Source organism: Gracilimonas mengyeensis, from assembly GCF_900182705.1.
Classification (GTDB): Bacteria; Bacteroidota; Rhodothermia; order Balneolales; family Balneolaceae; genus Gracilimonas; species Gracilimonas mengyeensis.
This window is the reverse complement of sequence record NZ_FXTP01000006.1, coordinates 143,529-163,404: the sequence shown is the minus strand read 5'-3', so window position 1 is coordinate 163,404 and position 19,876 is coordinate 143,529. Positions and strand designations below refer to the sequence as shown.

The window sequence follows — 19,876 nt, the reverse complement described above, 5'->3', positions numbered from 1 at the left end:
TTCTCCAACAGGTTTATTCAATTTGTTTGAGAATATAAGATTGACAGATTGCAGGCAAATTTTTTTAGCCAATCTAGAATCTGCGCGGCTTTAATGGGAAGGTAAAGGAAAGGGTGGTTCCTTCGCCTTCTTTGTTGATATCCATCTTGGCCTCTAACTTCTCGGTAAAAGAATCGACCAGCAAAGTACCCAAACTACCTCCGTCTCTTTTATAATAAGTATCGGGCAGTCCCGGACCATTATCCGACACTTCCAGAAGAATCTTGTTACGACGAACTTTCAATCGGATGCTAAGTACCCCTTGCTTATCTCTTTTGAAGGCATGCTTGTAAGCGTTTACCACTAACTCATTTACAAGCAACCCGCAAGGTATAGCCCGGTCGGTATCCAGTTCAATGGGATCAAGATCAAAGGTTAATTCAACCGCTTCATGATATTCCGTAAAAGTTTCGTGAATGGTTTCTACCAAATCCCGAAGGTATACATCCAATTCAACCCTGGCCAAAGATTCCGTTTTATACAACTTATCATGTATCAGCGCCACCGACTGAATTCTGCTTTTACTATTTTGCAGCACGCCTTTAGCTTCTTCGCTATCGGTTTCATGAAGCTGCAGTTCTATGAGCCCCGAGACTGTAGAAAGACTGTTTTTTACCCTATGATGTATCTCCCGCAATAACACCTCTTTCTCTTTTAGGGATGTTCTGATCTCAGTAGTTTCGGTTGTAACCCTTCGTCGCAGCATTATAACCCAGCCAGCGATGATAAGTCCCAAGAGTACTGCTCCTCCGACAACCAAATAAAGATAGAATTGAGGAAGCCCTGCATATTGAAGGTCTTCGGGAGTTCGCAAAAACACTTTGAAGATACGTTCCTCGGGGAAGTCCGGATTACTTTCACTTACCACACCTTTTATATCGATTTCATCCCCAACGCTAAGTACGCTAAAGTTAAAGTCTTCATATAATCGGTGAAAATTGGACACGTATACCATAATGCTCTCTTCGGCATCAGCAGGTTTAATTCGCAAGTATTTTCCGTTAAATGTATTTCCTTTTTCAATGATGCATCCCTCTCCTTCAATCAGCATCCCAAGATGGCTGGCAGGATTTTTTGCTGCATCTTTGAGGCTTTTGGGTTCAGGCTCTCTTCCAACATCTTTGTACACCTTATAGCTGTTGGCGTGAACCTCGGTAAGACCATTATAACGCTCTATCTTTCCTTTAACCACCAAACTGTCTCCCACTTCAAAGGGAGTATTAATCTGGTAAGCAAAAATGGACATTCCTGCCGAATCGTTTTGTATGAATACCTGAAGATAATATTCGTGTAAAAGACCGGTAGCTGTATTAGCAATTCCCGTTACGGTTACTTCCCGCCCGTAATAATCCAGATCATTATCGCCGTCCGCATCCATCCGAACTTCTGAAAAAGTCCAAATTGAGTCCTGTTCAACCTGCGAGAGAACCGAACTAGTGCAGGAAACATTAACCGTAATTACAGCTAAACAAAGGCCTATATACTTCTTATACACCCTTTTCCTCATCCAGATTAGCAATGTGCTGGCCTAAGCAATTCATTTTTACTCCAACCAAATCAGATAGATAATTCATCTCCAAAAAGTATTAATTCTTTTTAATATAATTCAATTAAATTATTGGCATTTGTTTTCAGTGATAAAAGGCATAAAGAATTACTCATCAGCTTGCACCATAAATGTACCCGGATTAGTAACAGACTAAGCAGCAGGCATTATATAAAAGTTTTACCGCTTACCATTTAATCCTCCGCTAAAAATACCTTATTTTAGTTGCGTGAAAGGGGTGCCGCCTTTAGAGTGGCTGAGATCATACCCACAGACCTGATCCGGATAATACCGGCGTAGGGATTACACCGCTGCTATTTATTTAGGAAGCTGTTTTTCTGCGCTGCTTATCTCCCCTCCTTTTAAAAAACGCCAAAACAGCACTCCATGAGCAATATTGAAAAGAAGGAATTTAGTCTTGTAACCAAACAACTGGATCAGTGGCAAGACCGTGAGGAATGGTTTTTTAATCGCGAACATACCGACGTTTATGAAGACTATTACGAAGGTCCGTACAAGCGGGCAGAAGTTTGGCAGAAAAAAATACTGGCCAAGCTCATTAAAAAAGATCCCCGCGTAGAAACCTTGCTTGAATATGGCTGTGGCACCACCCGCTTTACCCGCTGGTGGGAAGAAATTGGCATCGAAGCCATGGGCGCTGACATCTCCCCGTTCATGCTGGGGCAAGGTGTACATTTGTTTGACGGCGACCTGGTGCTGGCCGATTCTCATCATATGCCTTTTAAGGAGAACACCTTTGATGCCCTCGCTTTCATTGCCACTTTTGCGTACTACAAAGATCCTATTAAAGTAATCCGCGAGGCAGCCCGGGTTAGCAGGTACGGGTTACTGTTTGGCATTATGAACCGGAACTCTCCCAAGCTGATACGCCGGCGGGTACAGCAGGTATTTGGTAAAAATGAATATTACCGGACCGCCAACTTTTACACGCCCAACAAGCTGATTGAAACGCTGCACGAAGCTTTGGGTGACCGACTGTATAAAATTGAATGGACTTCAACCGGCTTGCCAAAATGGTTTCCGGTGCAACAGTGGGGACTGCCCATCGGCGACTTTTTTGCCTTACATGTTAAATTCACGGATGTAGAATGAGTGCTTTTGACAACAATTTTGGCAAGATAACGGACTCGGTTTTCAAGGATATCCTGCTCCCAAAAACAGGCAAAAAACGCCCCGAAGTTAAAAAGGGCGCCGCTTTTGGGGTTGATGTTTCTGTGATTGACATCGGAAATGGTCAGGGTTTGGCTATTTCCAGCGACCCGCTTTCGCTGATTCCCAATCTTGGATTGAAAGAATCGGCCTGGCTGTCGGTACAGCTGCTGGTGAATGATATGGCCACTACCGGTTTTGCCCCACAATTCGTGCAGTTTGTGTTAAATCTTTCGCCAGATCTGAGCCAGGAAACCTTTGAGGAGTACTGGAATCACATCCATCACTTTTGTGAACAGCGCGGCATTGCCATTACCGGCGGACACACCGGCAAAGTGCCCGGACAGAATTCCACCATTCCCGGAGGCGGCACCATGTTTCTGACCGCTCCGCTGGATGATATCATCAGCAGTGACGGAGCTGAGCCTGGCGACAAGATCATTGTAACTAAAGAAACGGCGCTGAACTCGACCGCCATCTTAGCCATGAGTTTTCCCGAGACGGTACAAAACAAGCTGGGTAAGGAAATCTATGACACGGCTTGCGAGAACTTTTACCGAACTTCCGTGCTGGAAGATGCTCTCTCTGCTTCCGAAATCCTAAAGCCAAACACCGAGCTTAAAGCTATGCACGATGTAACCGAAGGTGGCGTGCTGGGTGCCATCATTGAGATGGCGAAAGCCTCCGGTTGTGGTTTTACAGTGAATAACGATGCCCTGCCTGTTGGCGAAGCTCCAAAACGCATCGCCGAGTTGTTTGAAATTGATCATCGCTTTTGTGTAGGCGCAGGTGCCATGATTATGGCGGTTAAAGCCGGCTGTGAAGATAAACTTGTTGGCCATTTAGAAGCGCAATCCATCCCTGCCGCTGTGGTAGGAACTATGGGCGACGCTGAGGACGGCTTTAATCTCATCGAAGATGGAGCTTCAAATCCCATCTCATTTGAAGGGGATGATCCGTACTGGAATGCTTTTTTCAATGCGTTAAATGCGGGATGGAAGTAGCTATGTCATCAACCCAACAAAAAACCATTACCGGCGGCGTGTATTTAGTTTTGAACCCGGCTATGGATACATCTGAGTTACTCCATAAACTGAAGCAAGCCCTGGATGGCTCAGTAGATGTGCTGCAAATCTGGAACAACTGGCCGGATGACATCACCCCAAAAGAAAAACAAAAAATGGTGCAGCAGTTACTGGAGGTTGCAAAACCCTACGACGTACCCGTTTTGATTAACGATGAATGGGAGCTGTTGGCTGAAACCCAGCTGGACGGAGTTCATTTTGATAAAATCCCGGACAACCTGAAAGAAATTCGACAAAAACTTGACCGGGATTTTTTAATTGGGATTACCTGTGGAAATGATCTGCAGGTTATTCGCCGCGGAGAAGCTTTGGGGGCCGACTACTTTTCGTTTTGCGCAATGTTTCCTTCCAGTTCGGTGGATGACTGCGAGATTGTCCGCCCTGATACCGTACAGAAAGCACGCGAAATTACAGAGAAGCCGCTATTCGTCTCAGGCGGTATCACCCCGGAAAACCTGCCAAAATTAGAGAACCTCGACATTGAAGGCGTGGCTGTAATCTCCGGCATCCTGAGCGCTGACGATCCCCGCCAGGCCAGCCTCGACTATCATCAAGCTTTAAAAAATTTAAACTGAACTGAATTATGAAAGCATCACTTATCGACAAACTGTGCTGCCCCATGGACAAACACGACCTGAACATGCGGGTTTTTGTGAAACATGAAGACGGCGATATCATTGAAGCCCTGCTCACTTGTCCCGAGTGCCGGCGGTATTTCCCGGTCATTTCAGGTGTACCCATTATGACGCTGGATGAGTACCGGGATAAGTCCATAGAAGCTCCCACCTTGCAACGCTGGGGCGTTACCCCTGCTGCCCTTGAGGGTGAAAATAACTTTGAGCTGAAAGAGGAAGAGCTGCTTGCAGCAAGCGGACCGAAGGCTTTGGATGCGCCTGAGTTGCCTGGTGATGAGGGTTAGTTGTACTAATAGCCCCTGGCCACATAACCCATCCTGACTCTAATCCGAAAATCGGAGCTTCCCTCCGTTACGCTGGCGCTCCGCAAGGAAGGAGACGCCTTTAGAACTTTTTCTGAAGGTTTACACAGTTGGTCGTTAAATAGTACGAGTGTTAAGTCAATTGTAAACTGTTGGGTAAAGACCTGTCAGGTTTTATATAAACATCATTGAACTTATCAAATAGAGTCAAACCTGACAGGTCTGCGAATAAATTTCGATTGATAGCACACGAGTATTCCCAATGGTAAGAACCTATGTCCCTCATGGAGGAACAAAAAATTTATTAAAGCCGTCATTCTGAGGCTACTGCCGAAGAACCTTAGTCAGAAAATGATTACTAATAAGCTAAAGTTAGCGCGTTCAGAATTGTTGGAAATAACAGTTCAAGAATTATGTGCAGATGCTCTGCAAAATGAAAGGTCCATCGGAAGAATCCTCTGGATGACTGACTAGAGATTATACAGGGAATTTCAGTTCAGCGTAGTTTAATCATATACGCCTTACCACAGCCCAAACAAAGATCGAGCCGCCCACCAAAAAGCCAATACCGGTACCGATGTTGAAGAAGAAAATCTGCCCGAGTCCGTAGAGATAGAAGAAGATGGCCAGCAGCGACATGGCGATGTTGATGAGTGAGGGCCAGAGCGCGTCAGGTGACGGAATACCATCCGAATATTTTTTCCAGTTTCCCATTGGGTGCACTTTAGCGTAGAACTTCCGAAGGGTCTCTTCGGATTCGGGTTTGGTGATGAAAGTAGCTATCAACCAGGCTATGGTAGAAAAAGTTGTGGTGAAGATCATGCTGGCAGCAAAATCGTAGCCCATTTGGTTGGAGAAAATAGCTCCAATCATGGCGGCAATCATGGCGGTGATTTCACTCCACGCGTTTATACGCCACCAGAACCAGCGCAGCAACAGTACGCCGCCAATACCTGCGCTCAGGGAAAGAATAAATTCCCATCCCCCCGAAACCGAGTCAAAGAAATAGGAAACACCCACGCCTAATGCGGCCATCAGCAAGGTGGCAATGCGGGAGACAAACACGTAATGCTTTTGGGCTTTCTCTTTGGATGCAAACTCCTCCGGGGTTTTCATAAACCGCTTGTAGAAATCGTTGACTACGTAGGATGTTCCCCAGTTCAGCTGGGTGGAAATGGTCGAGACGAAAGCCGAAAGAAAGGCCACCATCAGCAAGCCCATCCAGCCGACGGGGAGCACCTCCAGCATCATCAGCGGGTAGCCTGTTTCTGGATCTTCGAGGTTGGGAAAAACCACCATGGCAACCAGTGCAACTAAGATCCAGGGCCAGGGACGTACGGCATACATCAAAATATTGAAAAGCAGGGTACCTCCCACCGCATTTTTCTCGTCTTTGGCAGAAAACATACGCTGGGCAATATAGCCACCCCCGCCCGGCTCTGCCCCGGGATACCAGGCCGCCCACCAGTTCATTCCCAACCAGATAAGCGCCGTGGTAATGGCAATCTTGGGATTGGTGAAAGGGTTGAAACTGAGCACATCGTAATCTACCGCCTGGGTTAGCTGTGTTTTGAGTTCGGCTAAACCGCCGATATGATCGACTGCAAAATAAGCGAGTGCAATGGTTCCAATCATCGCTAAAATGAATTGTACGAAATCGGTAACAATGACGCCCCATAACCCGGAAATCGCAATGTAGAGAGCAATCAAGCCGTATAGAATCAAAATAACAATCCATTGGTCGGCACCGGTTACTACTGTGAGGATTTTGGCCATGCCAACCGTTACCCAGCCCATTATAATACAGTTGAACGGAAAGGCAAAATACAACGCCCGGAAGCCTCTCAGGAAGCTGGCCGGTTTGCCTCCATAACGGAGTTCTATGAATTCTACATCGGTGAGCACATCCGCACGTTTCCAGAGTTTGGCATAGATAAATACGGTGACGATCCCCGAAATCATCCAGTTCCACCAAAACCAATTGCCGGCAATGCCTTGCTCAGCTACCAGTCCCGTAATGGCCAATGGCGTATCCGCAGCAAAAGTGGTAGCCACCATGGAGACGCCTACCAGCCACCAGGGCAGGTTTTTGCCACCGGCAAAAAAATCATCCAGGGATTCCTGTCCTCGCACTTTAGCCGCCCAGGCGACGGCGATCATCAATACAACATATCCGGCAACAACAAGATAATCTAAAGTCTCAAAGGGCATCTTAGAAATTGAAGATTGAAGAATTTAAAATTAAAGATGGCTTACGGGAGAGTATAATCAAAATTTTTAGTTAATTGTCTGTATATAAAAAAACACTTTACTACTTACTCCTACACCCCTAACCCTCTAACTATTTTTCTATTTACAAATTAACGAAATATCACCTTGGCTGTACCGGTTGGAGCTTGCAGGAATGGAAGGGTTCTTTTTTCAGGGATGATGCCAAGCCCGGACAATTCCTCTCCCAATATGCATCTGTATTTAATTCCGTAGAAGGCAATACTACTTTTTACAGCGTACCGGATCCGGAAACCATTCAAAAATGGGGAGAGCAAACACCAAAAGGTTTTAAGTTTTGCTTTAAGTTTCCGCGGTATATCACCCATGAAAAGCGCATGCATAATGCAAAGGGTGATGTGCTTGATTTTGTACGGCTGTTTGAACCCATACGGGAAAAAGTGGGGCCATTTATGATTCAGTTGCCAGACAGTTTTTCTCCTAATGAGTTGTACCGCTTGGAAGAGGTGCTCTCTGTGTTACCCAAAAGTTTCAGATATTCAGTAGAAGTGCGACACCGCGATTTCTTTGATCACGGTAAACACGAACGGAATCTGGTTTCCCTTTTAAAAAGCTATGATGTGGATCGTGTTATTTTTGATACCCGAAAGCTACATTCCGTTAAGTCGCAGGAGTCCAGTATTCTGGAAGCGCAGAAGAAAAAACCCAAAGTGCCTGTACGGTTTGACAATACGGCATCGCGTCCGATTTTGCGATATGTAGGTACCAATGATATTATCAACAATGAGCCGTACCTGAAAGAATGGGCCATTATTGTGGCAGAATGGATTGATGACGGGCTGCATCCATATATTTTTATACATGCGCCCAATAAAGCGGATCAACCCAAATTATGCCGGCACTTTCACAAGTTGCTGTCTAATTTGATAGATGTGCCCGAGTTGCCTGCCTGGCCTTCTGAAAAACAGAATAAGCAACTCGGACTTTTCTAATAACTGGGTAGAGCTTTTTTCTAATGAACTTGCATCCGGTCGCGTTGCACCGTACCTGTTTGTGACTCTTTCGCTTCCTTACTGTATTTAGCATGGGGCACCACTTCCAGTCGTTCTTTTGCAATGGGCTTACCGGTCACATTGCAAATGCCATAATTGCCGGCCTCAATTTTATCCAGGGCAACCTTGATATCTTCAATCTTTTCTTTTTCCCTTTCAATCATCGTGTAATACTTCTCTCTTTCCTCTTCCGATGAGGCAATATTACCTTGATGATGAGCTGCAGAAGATGTGGTGTCGTTAAGTTTCTCTTCTAATTCTTCCACTCGCTCCTGGAAGGTTTCAATTTTATTTTGAGCCTCTTCCTTTTCCTCGTTTAGAAGTTCTTTAAAATGATCCAGTTCTTCTTCTGAAAATGGCGTGTTATTAACCGGTGTTTCTTGCTTACTCATAATACTTTCTCTTTTTTTTTCAACTTCATTCTCATAACGCGAGTAAACTTGGCAGCATTTCATTTAGACCTATCGGACTCTAAGCATGTGGATATGACTCCAAATGGTAATACAAAAGGCTTATGCTTTCAGGCCTTTTCCGGGGATAACAGCCGTGCTTTCCAACTCAGGGCAGCTACCAGCAGCATGCATATCACAATAAACATAAACCCTCCTGATAGCTGGAAGTATTCAACCAAAGCACCCATAACCGGTTGAGAAATCATCCCACCCAAATAACCCATAGTTGCGACCGATGCTAAGGCAACAGCGCCCTCTCTGCCCGCGGCACTAAAAACCAAAGGAAACGTTAGTGCAACGCCCCCACCTGCAGCGATAAACCCCATCACCCCGACAATAGCATTTGGTGCAAAGATGGCAATTAGAATTCCCACAGCGGCTGTTATGGTCCCTGCCGTAATCAACTTTTGAGAGCCAAATCTTGGCTTAAGTCTATCACCTACCAAGCGCATGGCCAAAAGCGATCCGGCATAGGCTGCATAACCGATGGGAGCTAAACCATCAGACGTTCCGATGTGATCAGTGAAAAACAAAGCCACCCAGTTGGTTACAGAATCTTCAATGGAAGCACTCAGGAAGCAAATTAACCCCAGCCAGATGAGCCCGCCATGCGGTAATACAAAAGCTGGTTTCTTTACGGAACGATCCGGTTGATCTTCGGGCAAAAAACGGTAGATGGCTAGCATTAGCACAAGCAATACACCGGCTGTGCTCCAGAAATGAATAGAAGCTGAAATCTGTGAGGAAGCCAAAGCCGTGCCTAATAATGCGCCTGCGAAGTTACCCACACCAAACCAGGAATGAATCATCGACATATGTGATTTGCCCGTGGCCACCTCAATTTTGGAGCCCAACGCATTAATGGAAATATTGTAGCCGCTTGCACCTACTCCTGCCAAAAACAAAACCACGGTAAGAATCTCCCAATTTGGCGCCATGGTCATGGGTATGAGGGTTAAAATTACCATCAGCCCAAAAAGTAACGATGAAACTTTAGCTCCAAAACGGTGAATAGAAGCCGTTACCGCCGGCATGGTAATCACCATTCCGATCCCCTTACCTAATAGTACATACCCTAAGGTGGCGGGGGTAAGCAAGGAAAGATCGCGAATGGCCGGTATACGGGAAGCCCAGGTGGCGAAGGATGCACCCAGAATAAAAAATGCGGCACAGGTAGCTATCAGCTGTAGCCTTGGTGGTATTTCTTCTCCTTTCCGGAGTTTAAAAAACGAATACTGCATGAGTGATTTTAATCAAGAGTGCGGGCAAAAATACCGCGATTCAATAAGAGTTCATAAAGGCAATCACTTGTTACTACCTAACTTTTGCACGTATCTATCTACCCAAATAATTGCCCCGTTCTTTGCTTCTTTGAATGATCTTTCTGGAATGACTTTGAACCCATTTTCCTGAAGGAGCTTGCTGCTTTTTACATTATTGCGCTCAACTTCAGCCATTATTTTTTTGAGCTTCATATTTCCAAAACCATATTGAAGAATCCCCGGCAATGCTTCGCTCATCCATCCATGGCCTTGGTATTCGGGCAACAACCAGAAGCCTATCTCAGCTGAATGTTCCTGGTGGTTCCAGTCATTAAAGCCGCAAGCTCCTATTTTTTGTTTGGACTCCTTCTCGATTAGCTTCCACCAAATGCCTGTATTTTCTTTCATGAGTTTTGCATACCAGTCCATCTGCTCCTGGGTTTCCTCTAAGGTATCAAAATGCACGTCGTAGTGCCGGGTTACCTTGTGGTTCGACAGGGCTTCATGGATAAAGGGCAAGTCATCCGGTTTGATAATTTGCAGGATCAGCCGCTTGGTTTTTAGCGTATATTTATCTTCATTTGAAAGCATCCCTTAAGATATGCAAAAACTGATCTCCAGCGCATGCCGCAATTCGATATTGTCATCCTTACAGAATCCCGCTACCTGGCCCCAAAATCACCCACTGAGTATCAGAAAAATGTACTCAAAGAAGACATGCTTGTTAAGGATGCGCTCGAAGAAAAAGGGTTAAACGTCACCCGCAAGGATTGGGCGGATGATGGTTTTGACTGGAATAATACCTCAACCGCCTTGTTCAGAACCACTTGGAATTACTTTGACCGTTTTCAGGAATTTTCTACCTGGTTAGATCAAACTTCAACCGCCACAAAGTTTATTAACTCTGCCTCTCTTACACGCTGGAATACCGACAAACATTACCTTAATGACCTGGCTCGAAATGGGATCCCTATTGTTCCTACTCGCTTTATTTCTAGAGGGTCTGGACTTACCATAAATGAACTCCATGAAATAACCGGCTGGAAAGAAACCGTAGTAAAACCAACTATTGGTGGCGGCGGACGGTACACCTATCATATCACGCCCAAGAACCTTGAGGCTATATCCGAAAAAATGGATCAGCTGATGAAACAGGAAGATTTCATGCTGCAGCCTTTTCAGCGTAATGTACCGGGACAAGGTGAATGGTCGTATATGTTTTTTGGAGAAAGATTTAGCCACGCGGTGTTAAAAAAAGCTCGTCCCGGTGATTTCAGGGTTCAAGATGATTTTGGTGGAACGGTGCATCCTCATCAACCCAACCAAACTGAAATAGATTTTGCGCTGGCTGCCGTGAAAGCATGCCCCGAAACACCGGTATATTCGCGCGTGGACATTGTTATGGATAATAACGGAAGGCCCGCCGTTTCAGAGCTTGAGCTGGTGGAGCCGGAACTCTGGTTTCGTCTTGAACCGCAAGCGGCTGAGCTTCTGGCTGATGAGATTGTCGGCCGTTATTTTTGATAGGCATTCAGGTAATTCTTAATGCGTTGGGCATTCACTCCCAAATCCCCTCGTCCGATACGGGATTTTGAACGCACATCGATGCGACTTCCTTCTTCAGTTTCCGTGACGCGTATCACTACATCGTCAATAAAACCGAACCAAGCCAGCTTTTCATAGGCTTCAATGCGGCCTTCTCGCTGATTTTCTGCAACAATGGTCCAGTCCATCTGCCGGGCTGTTTCAAGCGCTTTGTTGTAGGCTTGGTCGTAGTTCAGATCGGTGTAAAGAGGTTCCAGATTCGTATAAAAGTTTCGTTGGGCCTCGGCCGTTTCTTGTCCGGCATAGTTAGCTGGGTTGGGAGCGTCGGCTCTCAGCGGTTCAATAGCTACAAACTCAGGCGGATTTTGCAGATCGGTTGTGATGTCGTGAATGGGAGGATACCCTTGCTGCACCTCGTTGTACCAATAGCCGATGTTGATGAGTGCGGCCAACCCCAAAACGGTACTGACCGTGCCCATAATCTTAAAGTTGGTGGAGATATCATCCATCCTGAAAAAACCAATGCCGGTTGCTATACCTCCCAATACAGCTGCTCCTGTCCCCCACGGTATGATGCTAAAGCCGGTTCCAAAATGCCACCAGCCCCACTGATATCCATAGCCGGAAAGTATCACAGCCAGCGCACCTGCAACCGATAATCCAAATCCCCATTTTACAAAACCTGATCCCTTACTTGCCACGTCATTCATAGCTGCTCCATTCTTTTGTGATGGTTTACCCAATATACATCACAAAAAGGAATTATCGTTCCTTTTCTGCTATGCAGGCAGTTTAAGCCATAAAAAAACCCCGGTAAGTTTTATATCACCGGGGTTTTACATTTTCTTTACCATAAACAGCGGCTAATCAAGTACCGCTTTAATTCGGTTAAAAATTTCATCTATGCTGCCCTGTCCGTTTATCTCGCGCACTTTGTCTTGTTCTTCATAATGGTCGAGTACGGGCTTGGTTTCTTCGCGATACACTTCTAAACGGGTTTTTATTTTTTCTTCTGTGTCATCACTCCGGCCTTCACCCCTGGATAAAATGCGTTTAATAAGCTCTTCTTCAGGAACGGTCAATGAGATGAATGCATCAAGATTATCATCGTTTTTTTCCAGAAAATCATCGAAAGCCTCCGCCTGCACCACAGTTCTGGGAAAGCCGTCCAGGATGTATCCTTCCTGATATTTTTCTTTGTTCAGTTCGTCGGCAACCAAATCTACCACCGTTTGATCCGGAACCAATTCGCCGGCATCCAGGATAGATTTAACTTTTACACCCAGGGGCGTTTTATTTTTGATGGCTGAGCGAAAAATATCACCGGTAGAAAGATGCGGGATACTGTATTCGTCTTGAAGAAGTTTAGCTTGTGTACCTTTACCAGCGCCAGGAGGCCCAAATAGAATGATATTCATCTGGATGATTTTTATTGGAGTAATTAAGGTTGGAACAGCGAAAACTGTATGGATCGTAGAATAACAGGACCACTGGTAGATATGATGCGGCCCGTTGGCTCTTAAGCAAAGTTATACAACATAAAAACAACTGAAACAGAACCTGATGGTTGCTGTTTCAGTGTTTAAATAGTTGTGACAGGCTTTAAAAGCACAAAGAGTGCAAGCTTATTTACTTGCGTCTACGCCTTTTTCTTTAATACGAGCAGCTTTACCACGCAGTGCACGCAGGTAAAACAGTTTGGAGCGACGTACCTTTCCTTTTTTCTTAACTTCAATCTTTGCAATGAACGGAGAGTTCAGCGGAAAAACACGCTCAATACCTATACCACCAGTTACTTTACGTACGGTAAAGGTCTTGTTCGGGCCGCTTCCACGCTCAGAAAGCACAATGCCTTCGTATTGCTGAATACGCTCTTTCTCACCCTCACGTACACGGTAGTGCACATTCACGGTATCGCCTGCAGTAAATTGAGGAATGTCCTCATTTATTAGGCTTTGCTCTACAAGTTTTAACTTATCCATTGTTTCAGTTTTTGATGCCCCCGAAAATCCGGGAGCGACGATTATTAATGTTCTTTCTTAAATTTTTTGTACAAATCTGTTCTTCGCTCTTTGGTGCGCTTTTCTGCTTGCTGTTGTTTCCATTCGGCTATCTTTTTGTGATTACCTGATAACAGTACTTCCGGAACCTGAAGTCCGCGAAAGTCCGACGGTCGCGTATAAACCGGACCTTCAAGCAGTCCATCCTGAAAGGAATCGTTTAACGCGCTTCCGGCATCTCCCAACACACCAGGGAGTAACCGCACAATTGCATCGGTTATCACCAGGGCCGGAAGTTCACCGCCCGACAATACATAATCACCAACCGAAAATTCGCTGGTAATCAGTTCATCGCGCACTCGCTGATCCACACCTTTATAGTGCCCGCATAAAATCATGATGTTTCCTTTCAGTGAAAGCTTGTTGGCATGTTCCTGCTCAAACGTTTCACCATCAGGGGCCGTAAATATGACCTCATCATAATCGCGTTCACTCTGCAAATGTTCCACACAGCTAAATATTGGCTGTGGGGTTAACACCATGCCCGGCTCTCCTCCGTAAGGATAGTCATCTATTTTATTGTGCTTGTCTTCGGTATAGTCCCGAAGGTCATGCACGTGTATCTCTACCAAACCTTTATCTAATGCCCTTTTCACAATACTGTGATTCAGGGGGCTTTCCAACAAGGCTGGAACGGCTGATATGATATCAATCCTCATATAATCAGATGCCCTCCAGGTCGTCAAGGTTTTGGCAATAGATGTTGCCGTTGCGATGTTCCTGCACAAAGTGTTCTACAAAAGGAATCAACCGACTGCCCGAGGTAGTTGCAACCACCAATATTGGGTGAGCCGGATTTTCCAGTACGTCCACAACCAAGCCGATAGCTTCATTCTGTTCGTCAAACACTTCGCAATCCATCAAAGAGTCTTCTGCAGACTCTTCCGGATCTAAAAAAGCAGTGGCATTTCCTGTTTCCAGAAATAGCCCTTTGTTTTTAACTGCTTCTGCTGCAGTGCGGTCAGCAATTTGATCAAGTTGTACAAAGAACGAAATGTTGTGGTTTTTGTCTTCCACACGCAGATTTGTAATACGTGCCGGATAAAAGTCACCTCTTTCGTTTCGAAGATACACCAGGTTTAATTGTTCAATATCGGAAAGCTCGCCTGCCTCAAAAAAAACTGCAAGTTCGCCATCCATACCGTGAGTCCCCACAACGTGGCCCACTTGTACAAAACCCGGGGTATTGGCGTCCCGATTCATAGGCGCCGGAGGTTAATTATCCTTCTTCTTGTTTGCTTTCCCAGGCACGCTGAACCGTTACACGGTCTTCGTCTTCTGTTACAAAGCCTTCCAGCTCACCAAGGTCATTTTCTTCAATATGATCGATAGCCTCTTTGGCTGTCATATCAGTAGAGGTCTGTCCGGATGCTTTTTCTTCAGCATCGCCTTCTTCTTCCTCTTCTTCAGAAGCATCAGCGGCCTCGCTTTCTTCAGCCACATCTTCCGTGTCAGGCTCTTCGTCAGCTTCAGCTACGTTTTCTTCAACGGCTTCAGCAGCTTCTTTAGCTTTTTCTTCTTCCGCTTCGTCATCAGCGGCAGTTTCTTCTTCTGCGGCTTCTTCGTTGGTTTCAGCCTCAGCAACCGGAGTTTCAGCTTCTTTATCCTCTGCTTCTTCCACAGCTTCAGCTGTTTCTTCGGCAGACTCTTCCGCTGACTCGGCTTTTTCTAAAGCTTCTTCGATTTTATCCGCGTCTGACTTTTGCCCTTCTTCTTTCTGGGCTTCGGCTTCTTCAGCTTCTTTGGCCGCTTTTTCAGCTTCTACTTCAGCAGCTGCTTTTTTAGCCTGCTCTTGTAGTTGTGCCTTGTATTCTTTTTCCTCAGCAGCAAGTACGGCTTTGTAGTCTTCCTTACGGCTCTTGGCATCTTCTTTCTTAGAGTCGCGGTATTCTTTCCACTCCGCCAGGGCTTCTTCAATTTCTTCTTCGCTTTTGCCCCAGTTCATCAGGTGGCGCTTGTATAGCAAACCTTCGCGACGTAAAATTTTGCGAACGGTGTCGGTAGGCTGTGCACCGTTGTCCATCCAATAGAAGATACGATCTTCCTCAATACGGACTTCTTTCTTTTCGGTGGCGTTATCATAATATCCAACACGCTCCACAATGCGACCATCGCGGGCTTCGTGTTTTTCGGCAACTACGATATGCCAGATTGGGCGTTTCTTACGTCCTTTTCGTTGTAATCTGATTCTTAACAATGCTGTTCTCCAATATGTGTGTTTGAATTATAAGTTCTTATCGGCCGATAGGCAGATTTTTCAGTCCCTGAAGAGCACGTCCTGCTTTACTCATTTTAGACATGGTCTTCATCATTTTTTTCATTTGATCGAACTGTTTCATGAGCTGGTTTATCTCACGAACTGTGGTGCCAGAACCTTTTGCTATCCGCCTTCTGCGGCTTCCATTTAAGAGCTCGGGGTTCTGACGCTCCTCCGGCGTCATTGATAAGATTATAGCTTCAATCGGTTTGAACGCATCATCGTCGATATCTGCAGTATCCAATGCTTTGCTGGCGCCGGGAATCATATTAACAAGATCACCGAAGTCTCCCATCTTCTTGATCTTCTGAATTTGTTCGAGAAAGTCATTCAGGTCGAACTTGTCCGACTTAATTTTCTTTTGAAGTTTTTCAGCTTCTTTCTCGTCAAATTCTTTTTGAGCTTTTTCAACAAACGATACCACATCCCCCATGCCCAAAATACGCTGGGCCATTCGGTCGGGATAAAAGGGAGAGAGAGCATCCAGCTTTTCGCCGGTACTCACAAACTTGATGGGCTTGTTTACAACGGTTTTGATAGACAGGGCAGCACCACCGCGGGTGTCACCGTCCAGCTTGGTTAAAACCACACCGTCGTAATCAATACGTTCGTTAAATTCTTTGGCTGTATTTACAGCATCCTGCCCGGTCATAGAATCAACCACAAACAGGATCTCATGAGGATTGACGGCTTCCTTAATTTCCGCAACCTCATTCATCATCTCCTCATCTACGTGCAAACGACCCGCGGTATCAATAATAACCGTATCAAGCGCCAAGCTTTTAGCCATGGAAACGGCTTCTTTAGCTACGCGAACGGCATCTTTCTGTTCGATGGAATACACCGGAACATCAATGGATGAAGCGAGTGTCTTAAGCTGGTCAACAGCGGCAGGGCGATAAACATCGGCGGCAGCAAGAAGAGGATTCCTTTTATGCTCCTGCTTTAAGTGTCGGGCTAACTTACCGGTGAAGGTAGTTTTACCCGAACCCTGAAGTCCGGCTATAAGAATTACAGTAGGGGGAGTTTGAGCTTGTGCGATATCGGCCTTTTCGCCACCAAAAGTCTCAACCAGATTGTCGTGCACAATTTTTGTGAACTGCTGGCCGGGATTTACGCTGGTGAGTACATCAGACCCGAGCACTTGCTCTTTAACATCATTTGTAAACTGGCGGGCCACCTCATAGTTAACGTCAGCATCCAGCAATGCACGGCGAATTTCACGGACAGTCTCCGCGATATTCACTTCCGTGATGCGTGCTTCTCCCTTCAGGGATTGAAATGCCTTATCTAATTTTGAGGATAAATCTTCAAACATAATAGTTACTGATTTTTTCTCCGCCAATTACAGAGCCTGTAAAAATACGGGTTCTTTCCGGCGTTATCAACATTAATGTGGATAATTATTTTTTTGTTTGGGGTGATAGTGATTTAGTGATGGGTAATATGGTGATTTCGGGGCTTTATAAGGATTTCTTCCATGATTACTTTTGGTTTTTGTAACTTGACGGACTATGTAGCCGTCAGTCCCCTGCCTATCTATACCTATCTGTTGTTCCATTCCCGTTTAGTAGAAGCCCTTCAGAAGTTTTGTCTCAATAACTAAATCTCATTCTCAACAAACCATGTCAATTATCGGTTATTTCATTATAATAGATGAAACCGTCCTAAAGAGACCAATATTATGAAAGAGATTATCCTGAGAATTCCCGATGAAAAGGTAGATTTTGTATTAGAACTCATTGAAGAGCTTGGCCTTGAAAAAGCTGATGATCTGAAAATTCCGGAAGAACATAAAGAAATTATCCGGAATCGGATTAAGACTTCGAATCCTGAAGATCTAATCCCTTGGGCAGAAGCCCGAGAACAATTCAAATTTAAAACAAAGGATAATGGCTTTTAAAGCTGTACTTGACCCAAGGGCAATGCAGGATATCCAAAAAGCCATAGATTACTATGATGAACAGCAAACAGGTCTTGGTGAAGTTTTTGAAGAAATTGTTCATCAGCATATTCTAAAACTCGAACAAATTCCTTTCTTTCAAACGAGATACGATAATTTCGCTGTTTACCCATTAGCAAATTTTCTTACATGCTCCATTACACCATTGATGAAGAAACAGAAATCATTACCGTTCATGGTGTAATTAATACCTATATCAATCCTAAAAATTGGAAAGACAGAAGCTGAAAATTCACTGCCCCTGTTTTGGCTTATGAAGTTCATGGCCTGTTAGATTGATGTAAACATTTTCAATCTTCAGACCGCTAAAATAACTCAGCCTCCACTTCATTTTTCCAAGGCGGTTGAACAAGTCCGAAATTTCGTGCAATTATTTCTACTCACCTTACGAATGATGTTAAAGACAGTGTTGCCTTTGGCATCTCCATCACCCGGCTCTGGTAGAAGTTGGCAATCCACTCATAATTCAACTGAGCCAAATGATGGGGTTTCTATTACTGCCTAATAGCTTCTCTACCCGATATAATTGCCTGTGGAACGAGGAGAATTCCCATTAGGCCTTTAGCTTTCCCCACTCTTATAATATTCTATAAACTTCTGCTCGTCTTCCGACTGCCCGATTAAAATGATTTCACTGTTTTCGGGGATGGGTTTACCCGGTTCTGGATTGATGTGCTGCTTGCCATCTACCTGCCAGGCAATCACGTTACAACCGGTTTTACTGCGGATATCACATTCTGCCAACGTTTGGCCCGTCAGCTTAGACGGTGTTTTCAGGCTAAATACATTCAGACCCTCCGCGATCATTACAATATCGTTTTCTTCAAAAATATTGAAAATGGCATTTGCGCCCATCGAGGCATACGACATCACAAAATCGGCGCCGGCGCGATGCAGGGTGTTTACGTTACGCTCTAAGGTGGAGCGCGCTATGATATGAATATTGGGCCGCAGGCTTCGTGCATAAATGGTCAGGTAAATATTTACATCATCCGCATGTGTCGTAATGATAATGCTCGGCGCTTCATCGATACCGGCTTTCTTCAGGGTTTCCAGATCAGCCGCGTCTCCATACACATAATGCTCGTCATCTTCCCGGATGCGATCGGGGTTTTTATCTACAATTCTATATTGGATATTTCGCTTGGCCAAATGACGTGCAGTAGCACGCCCCACGCGTCCTGCTCCAATGATGACAATGGGCTCGTCACTTACCCCGTAAATCCCAAATAGCTCGTCGTATTTTCGCAGCTGTTCTACCGAGCCAGCCAGCACCAGAACGCTGTAATTCTTTATTTCTACATCCGGGTGCGAACCGAGGAAGGTGCCCCGCTCCCAAATGCCCACCACATTAATACCCAGGTCCTCGCGCAGACGGCTTTCGCGCAGGGTTTTTCCAACCAACGGTGTGTTGTAGGTCGTGGCTTCAGCAACCACCAGCTCACCAAAACGGCCCACGGTGTGCACGCGCGCATCCTGCCCCAGCGTACGGCGAGATAAGGCTCGTCCTAAAATATTCCCCATATGCAGCACATGATCAGAGCCTGCCAACCTTAGAATATCGATGGAATCATAAGAATTGGCGGTGGAGATAATTTTCACCTCACTACTAAGCTCACGCACTGTATGCGCCACATTTGTATTAAACATATCGGTACCACCGGTTACTACCATGGCGGCATCCTGTACGTACATTTTCCGGTAGGTTTCGGGATCATCGGATTCACCCAACATCACCCGATATCCCTGATCATATAAATCCAGGGCTTTTTGCAGATCATTGACCAGCAGCACATATTCGTGGCCGTATTGTTCCAGCTTTTCAATAAAAGCGCGGGTAACCGGATCAAAGCTGGTGATGATAATGTGATCTTTTGTGCCCAAGGGCAGCTCACGCGGAGCCCGGGCGCGGTGTTGGGCCTCCATCCAGGGCGCGTAGAAAAACTCAATGAAGGTAAAGGGGAGCATGATCAGCAAAGAAATCACCCCGGAACCAAGTACCACGATGGAGAATATCCGGCCAATGTCTGATGTAAAGGTAATATCTCCAAAACCCAGGGTGGTCATGGTGGTTAAAGTCCAGTAGAAGCCGGTAATCCAGGAGTGGCGCTGCCCTTCGTATTCCATGATTTCATGAAACAGCACCCCATACACCACTATCATCAAAATTAAGATGAGGATAAACCGGATCAGCCGTTTTATGTTAGTTCGGGTATTCCGGTTGGAAACGAAATAGCTTATTTGCGAGGTAAAGAATTTCACAGCAAAGATTTAAAATA

Annotated in this window: 21 protein-coding genes and 1 riboswitch; of the genes, 8 read left to right on the top strand and 13 right to left on the bottom strand. The window is 45.4% G+C overall.

The window, feature by feature from the left end:
- Positions 1-73 precede the first annotated feature (73 nt).
- Positions 74-1,534 carry a histidine kinase dimerization/phosphoacceptor domain -containing protein gene (locus FN815_RS08385; RefSeq protein WP_185957223.1) on the bottom strand — a complete coding sequence of 487 codons (1,461 nt, stop codon included), beginning with the start codon at positions 1,532-1,534 and terminating at the stop codon, positions 74-76.
- A 275-nt stretch (positions 1,535-1,809) separates the two neighbouring features.
- A riboswitch (TPP riboswitch) is annotated at positions 1,810-1,906 on the top strand.
- Positions 1,907-1,972: 66 nt separating this feature from the next.
- Here FN815_RS08385 and FN815_RS08380 point away from each other — a divergent pair.
- From FN815_RS08380 to FN815_RS08365, 4 genes are read left to right on the top strand one after another with little or no spacing between them, the layout of a single operon-like run.
- Complete coding sequence (locus FN815_RS08380) at positions 1,973-2,698, top strand: class I SAM-dependent methyltransferase (protein ID WP_142454177.1); 726 nt, start codon at positions 1,973-1,975, stop codon at positions 2,696-2,698.
- The gene (locus FN815_RS08375) at positions 2,695-3,759 is read left to right on the top strand and encodes an AIR synthase-related protein (protein WP_142454176.1); all 1,065 of its coding nucleotides are present in this window, start codon (positions 2,695-2,697) and stop codon (positions 3,757-3,759) included. The genes FN815_RS08380 and FN815_RS08375 overlap by 4 nt, the downstream gene beginning before the upstream one ends.
- 2 nt (positions 3,760-3,761) lie before the next feature.
- Positions 3,762-4,415: a thiamine phosphate synthase gene (locus FN815_RS08370; protein ID WP_142454175.1), complete on the top strand. Its 654-nt coding sequence runs from the start codon at positions 3,762-3,764 to the stop codon at positions 4,413-4,415.
- A gap of 8 nt (positions 4,416-4,423) precedes the next feature.
- On the top strand, positions 4,424-4,759 hold the full coding sequence (locus tag FN815_RS08365; protein ID WP_142454174.1) for a Trm112 family protein: 336 nt from the start codon (positions 4,424-4,426) through the stop codon (positions 4,757-4,759).
- 528 nt (positions 4,760-5,287) lie between these two features.
- Here the strand turns inward: FN815_RS08365 and FN815_RS08360 are convergent.
- Positions 5,288-6,988 (bottom strand): sodium:solute symporter family protein, encoded by a 1,701-nt coding sequence (locus tag FN815_RS08360; RefSeq protein ID WP_142454173.1) that lies wholly within the window; start codon positions 6,986-6,988, stop codon positions 5,288-5,290.
- A gap of 185 nt (positions 6,989-7,173) precedes the next feature.
- On the opposite strand from FN815_RS08360, the gene FN815_RS08355 reads away from it, so the two are divergent.
- The gene (locus FN815_RS08355; protein ID WP_185957222.1) at positions 7,174-7,998 is read left to right on the top strand and encodes a DUF72 domain-containing protein; all 825 of its coding nucleotides are present in this window, start codon (positions 7,174-7,176) and stop codon (positions 7,996-7,998) included.
- Between the two features lie 20 nt (positions 7,999-8,018).
- Here the strand turns inward: FN815_RS08355 and FN815_RS08350 are convergent, their stop codons facing one another.
- From FN815_RS08350 to FN815_RS08340, 3 genes are all read right to left on the bottom strand, one after another.
- The gene (locus tag FN815_RS08350) at positions 8,019-8,450 is read right to left on the bottom strand and encodes a TraR/DksA family transcriptional regulator (protein WP_142454171.1); all 432 of its coding nucleotides are present in this window, start codon (positions 8,448-8,450) and stop codon (positions 8,019-8,021) included.
- A gap of 128 nt (positions 8,451-8,578) precedes the next feature.
- Entirely contained in the window at positions 8,579-9,751 is a 1,173-nt protein-coding gene (locus tag FN815_RS08345; RefSeq protein ID WP_142454170.1) for an MFS transporter, read from the bottom strand.
- Between the two features lie 63 nt (positions 9,752-9,814).
- Positions 9,815-10,363, bottom strand: a complete 549-nt coding sequence (locus FN815_RS08340) for a GNAT family N-acetyltransferase (RefSeq protein WP_142454169.1) — start codon at positions 10,361-10,363, stop codon at positions 9,815-9,817.
- A 33-nt stretch (positions 10,364-10,396) separates the two neighbouring features.
- Between FN815_RS08340 and FN815_RS08335 the strand changes: the two genes are divergently transcribed.
- Complete coding sequence (locus tag FN815_RS08335) at positions 10,397-11,296, top strand: ATP-grasp domain-containing protein (RefSeq protein WP_142454168.1); 900 nt, start codon at positions 10,397-10,399, stop codon at positions 11,294-11,296.
- Here FN815_RS08335 and FN815_RS08330 read toward each other — a convergent pair.
- From FN815_RS08330 to ffh, 7 genes are all read right to left on the bottom strand, one after another.
- A complete protein-coding gene (locus tag FN815_RS08330) occupies positions 11,287-12,027 on the bottom strand; it encodes a DUF1499 domain-containing protein (RefSeq protein WP_142454167.1) in 741 nt (246 codons plus the stop codon). The two genes, FN815_RS08335 and FN815_RS08330, sit on opposite strands and share 10 nt — an antisense overlap.
- Positions 12,028-12,180: 153 nt before the next feature.
- Positions 12,181-12,735 (bottom strand): adenylate kinase, encoded by a 555-nt coding sequence (locus tag FN815_RS08325; RefSeq protein WP_142454166.1) that lies wholly within the window; start codon positions 12,733-12,735, stop codon positions 12,181-12,183.
- A gap of 207 nt (positions 12,736-12,942) precedes the next feature.
- Positions 12,943-13,299 carry a 50S ribosomal protein L19 gene (gene rplS / locus FN815_RS08320; RefSeq protein WP_142454165.1) on the bottom strand — a complete coding sequence of 119 codons (357 nt, stop codon included), beginning with the start codon at positions 13,297-13,299 and terminating at the stop codon, positions 12,943-12,945.
- 44 nt (positions 13,300-13,343) lie between these two features.
- Entirely contained in the window at positions 13,344-14,036 is a 693-nt protein-coding gene (trmD, locus tag FN815_RS08315) for a tRNA (guanosine(37)-N1)-methyltransferase TrmD (protein WP_142454164.1), read from the bottom strand.
- 4 nt (positions 14,037-14,040) lie between these two features.
- Positions 14,041-14,580, bottom strand: coding sequence for a ribosome maturation factor RimM (rimM, locus tag FN815_RS08310; protein WP_142454163.1), 540 nt, complete (start codon positions 14,578-14,580; stop codon positions 14,041-14,043).
- Between the two features lie 16 nt (positions 14,581-14,596).
- The gene (rpsP, locus tag FN815_RS08305) at positions 14,597-15,574 is read right to left on the bottom strand and encodes a 30S ribosomal protein S16 (protein WP_142454162.1); all 978 of its coding nucleotides are present in this window, start codon (positions 15,572-15,574) and stop codon (positions 14,597-14,599) included.
- A gap of 37 nt (positions 15,575-15,611) precedes the next feature.
- Positions 15,612-16,952: a signal recognition particle protein gene (ffh, locus tag FN815_RS08300; protein ID WP_142454161.1), complete on the bottom strand. Its 1,341-nt coding sequence runs from the start codon at positions 16,950-16,952 to the stop codon at positions 15,612-15,614.
- A 366-nt stretch (positions 16,953-17,318) separates the two neighbouring features.
- On the opposite strand from ffh, the gene FN815_RS08295 reads away from it, so the two are divergent.
- Positions 17,319-17,537 carry a hypothetical protein gene (locus tag FN815_RS08295; protein ID WP_142454160.1) on the top strand — a complete coding sequence of 73 codons (219 nt, stop codon included), beginning with the start codon at positions 17,319-17,321 and terminating at the stop codon, positions 17,535-17,537.
- Positions 17,527-17,781: a hypothetical protein gene (locus tag FN815_RS08290; protein WP_142454159.1), complete on the top strand. Its 255-nt coding sequence runs from the start codon at positions 17,527-17,529 to the stop codon at positions 17,779-17,781. Before FN815_RS08295 ends, FN815_RS08290 begins: the two co-directional genes overlap by 11 nt.
- A gap of 377 nt (positions 17,782-18,158) precedes the next feature.
- On the opposite strand, the gene FN815_RS08285 is transcribed toward FN815_RS08290, so the two are convergent.
- Positions 18,159-19,859 carry a potassium channel family protein gene (locus FN815_RS08285; protein ID WP_142454158.1) on the bottom strand — a complete coding sequence of 567 codons (1,701 nt, stop codon included), beginning with the start codon at positions 19,857-19,859 and terminating at the stop codon, positions 18,159-18,161.
- Positions 19,860-19,876: the final 17 nt, after the last annotated feature.

What these genes read in the sequence shown, in the direction of transcription:
- FN815_RS08340 (WP_142454169.1), bottom strand. Translation starts at nt 10,363, where the DNA reads ATGCTTTCAAATGAAGATAAATATACGCTAAAAACCAAGCGGCTGATC.
- FN815_RS08295 (WP_142454160.1), top strand. Translation starts at nt 17,319, where the DNA reads ATGAAAGAGATTATCCTGAGAATTCCCGATGAAAAGGTAGATTTTGTA.
- FN815_RS08380 (WP_142454177.1), top strand. Translation starts at nt 1,973, where the DNA reads ATGAGCAATATTGAAAAGAAGGAATTTAGTCTTGTAACCAAACAACTG.
- FN815_RS08330 (WP_142454167.1), bottom strand. Translation starts at nt 12,027, where the DNA reads ATGAATGACGTGGCAAGTAAGGGATCAGGTTTTGTAAAATGGGGATTT.
- trmD (WP_142454164.1), bottom strand. Translation starts at nt 14,036, where the DNA reads ATGAGGATTGATATCATATCAGCCGTTCCAGCCTTGTTGGAAAGCCCC.
- FN815_RS08360 (WP_142454173.1), bottom strand. Translation starts at nt 6,988, where the DNA reads ATGCCCTTTGAGACTTTAGATTATCTTGTTGTTGCCGGATATGTTGTA.
- FN815_RS08365 (WP_142454174.1), top strand. Translation starts at nt 4,424, where the DNA reads ATGAAAGCATCACTTATCGACAAACTGTGCTGCCCCATGGACAAACAC.
- FN815_RS08370 (WP_142454175.1), top strand. Translation starts at nt 3,762, where the DNA reads ATGTCATCAACCCAACAAAAAACCATTACCGGCGGCGTGTATTTAGTT.
- FN815_RS08345 (WP_142454170.1), bottom strand. Translation starts at nt 9,751, where the DNA reads ATGCAGTATTCGTTTTTTAAACTCCGGAAAGGAGAAGAAATACCACCA.
- FN815_RS08350 (WP_142454171.1), bottom strand. Translation starts at nt 8,450, where the DNA reads ATGAGTAAGCAAGAAACACCGGTTAATAACACGCCATTTTCAGAAGAA.
- FN815_RS08375 (WP_142454176.1), top strand. Translation starts at nt 2,695, where the DNA reads ATGAGTGCTTTTGACAACAATTTTGGCAAGATAACGGACTCGGTTTTC.
- FN815_RS08290 (WP_142454159.1), top strand. Translation starts at nt 17,527, where the DNA reads ATGGCTTTTAAAGCTGTACTTGACCCAAGGGCAATGCAGGATATCCAA.
- rimM (WP_142454163.1), bottom strand. Translation starts at nt 14,580, where the DNA reads ATGAATCGGGACGCCAATACCCCGGGTTTTGTACAAGTGGGCCACGTT.
- FN815_RS08335 (WP_142454168.1), top strand. Translation starts at nt 10,397, where the DNA reads ATGCCGCAATTCGATATTGTCATCCTTACAGAATCCCGCTACCTGGCC.
- ffh (WP_142454161.1), bottom strand. Translation starts at nt 16,952, where the DNA reads ATGTTTGAAGATTTATCCTCAAAATTAGATAAGGCATTTCAATCCCTG.
- FN815_RS08325 (WP_142454166.1), bottom strand. Translation starts at nt 12,735, where the DNA reads ATGAATATCATTCTATTTGGGCCTCCTGGCGCTGGTAAAGGTACACAA.
- rplS (WP_142454165.1), bottom strand. Translation starts at nt 13,299, where the DNA reads ATGGATAAGTTAAAACTTGTAGAGCAAAGCCTAATAAATGAGGACATT.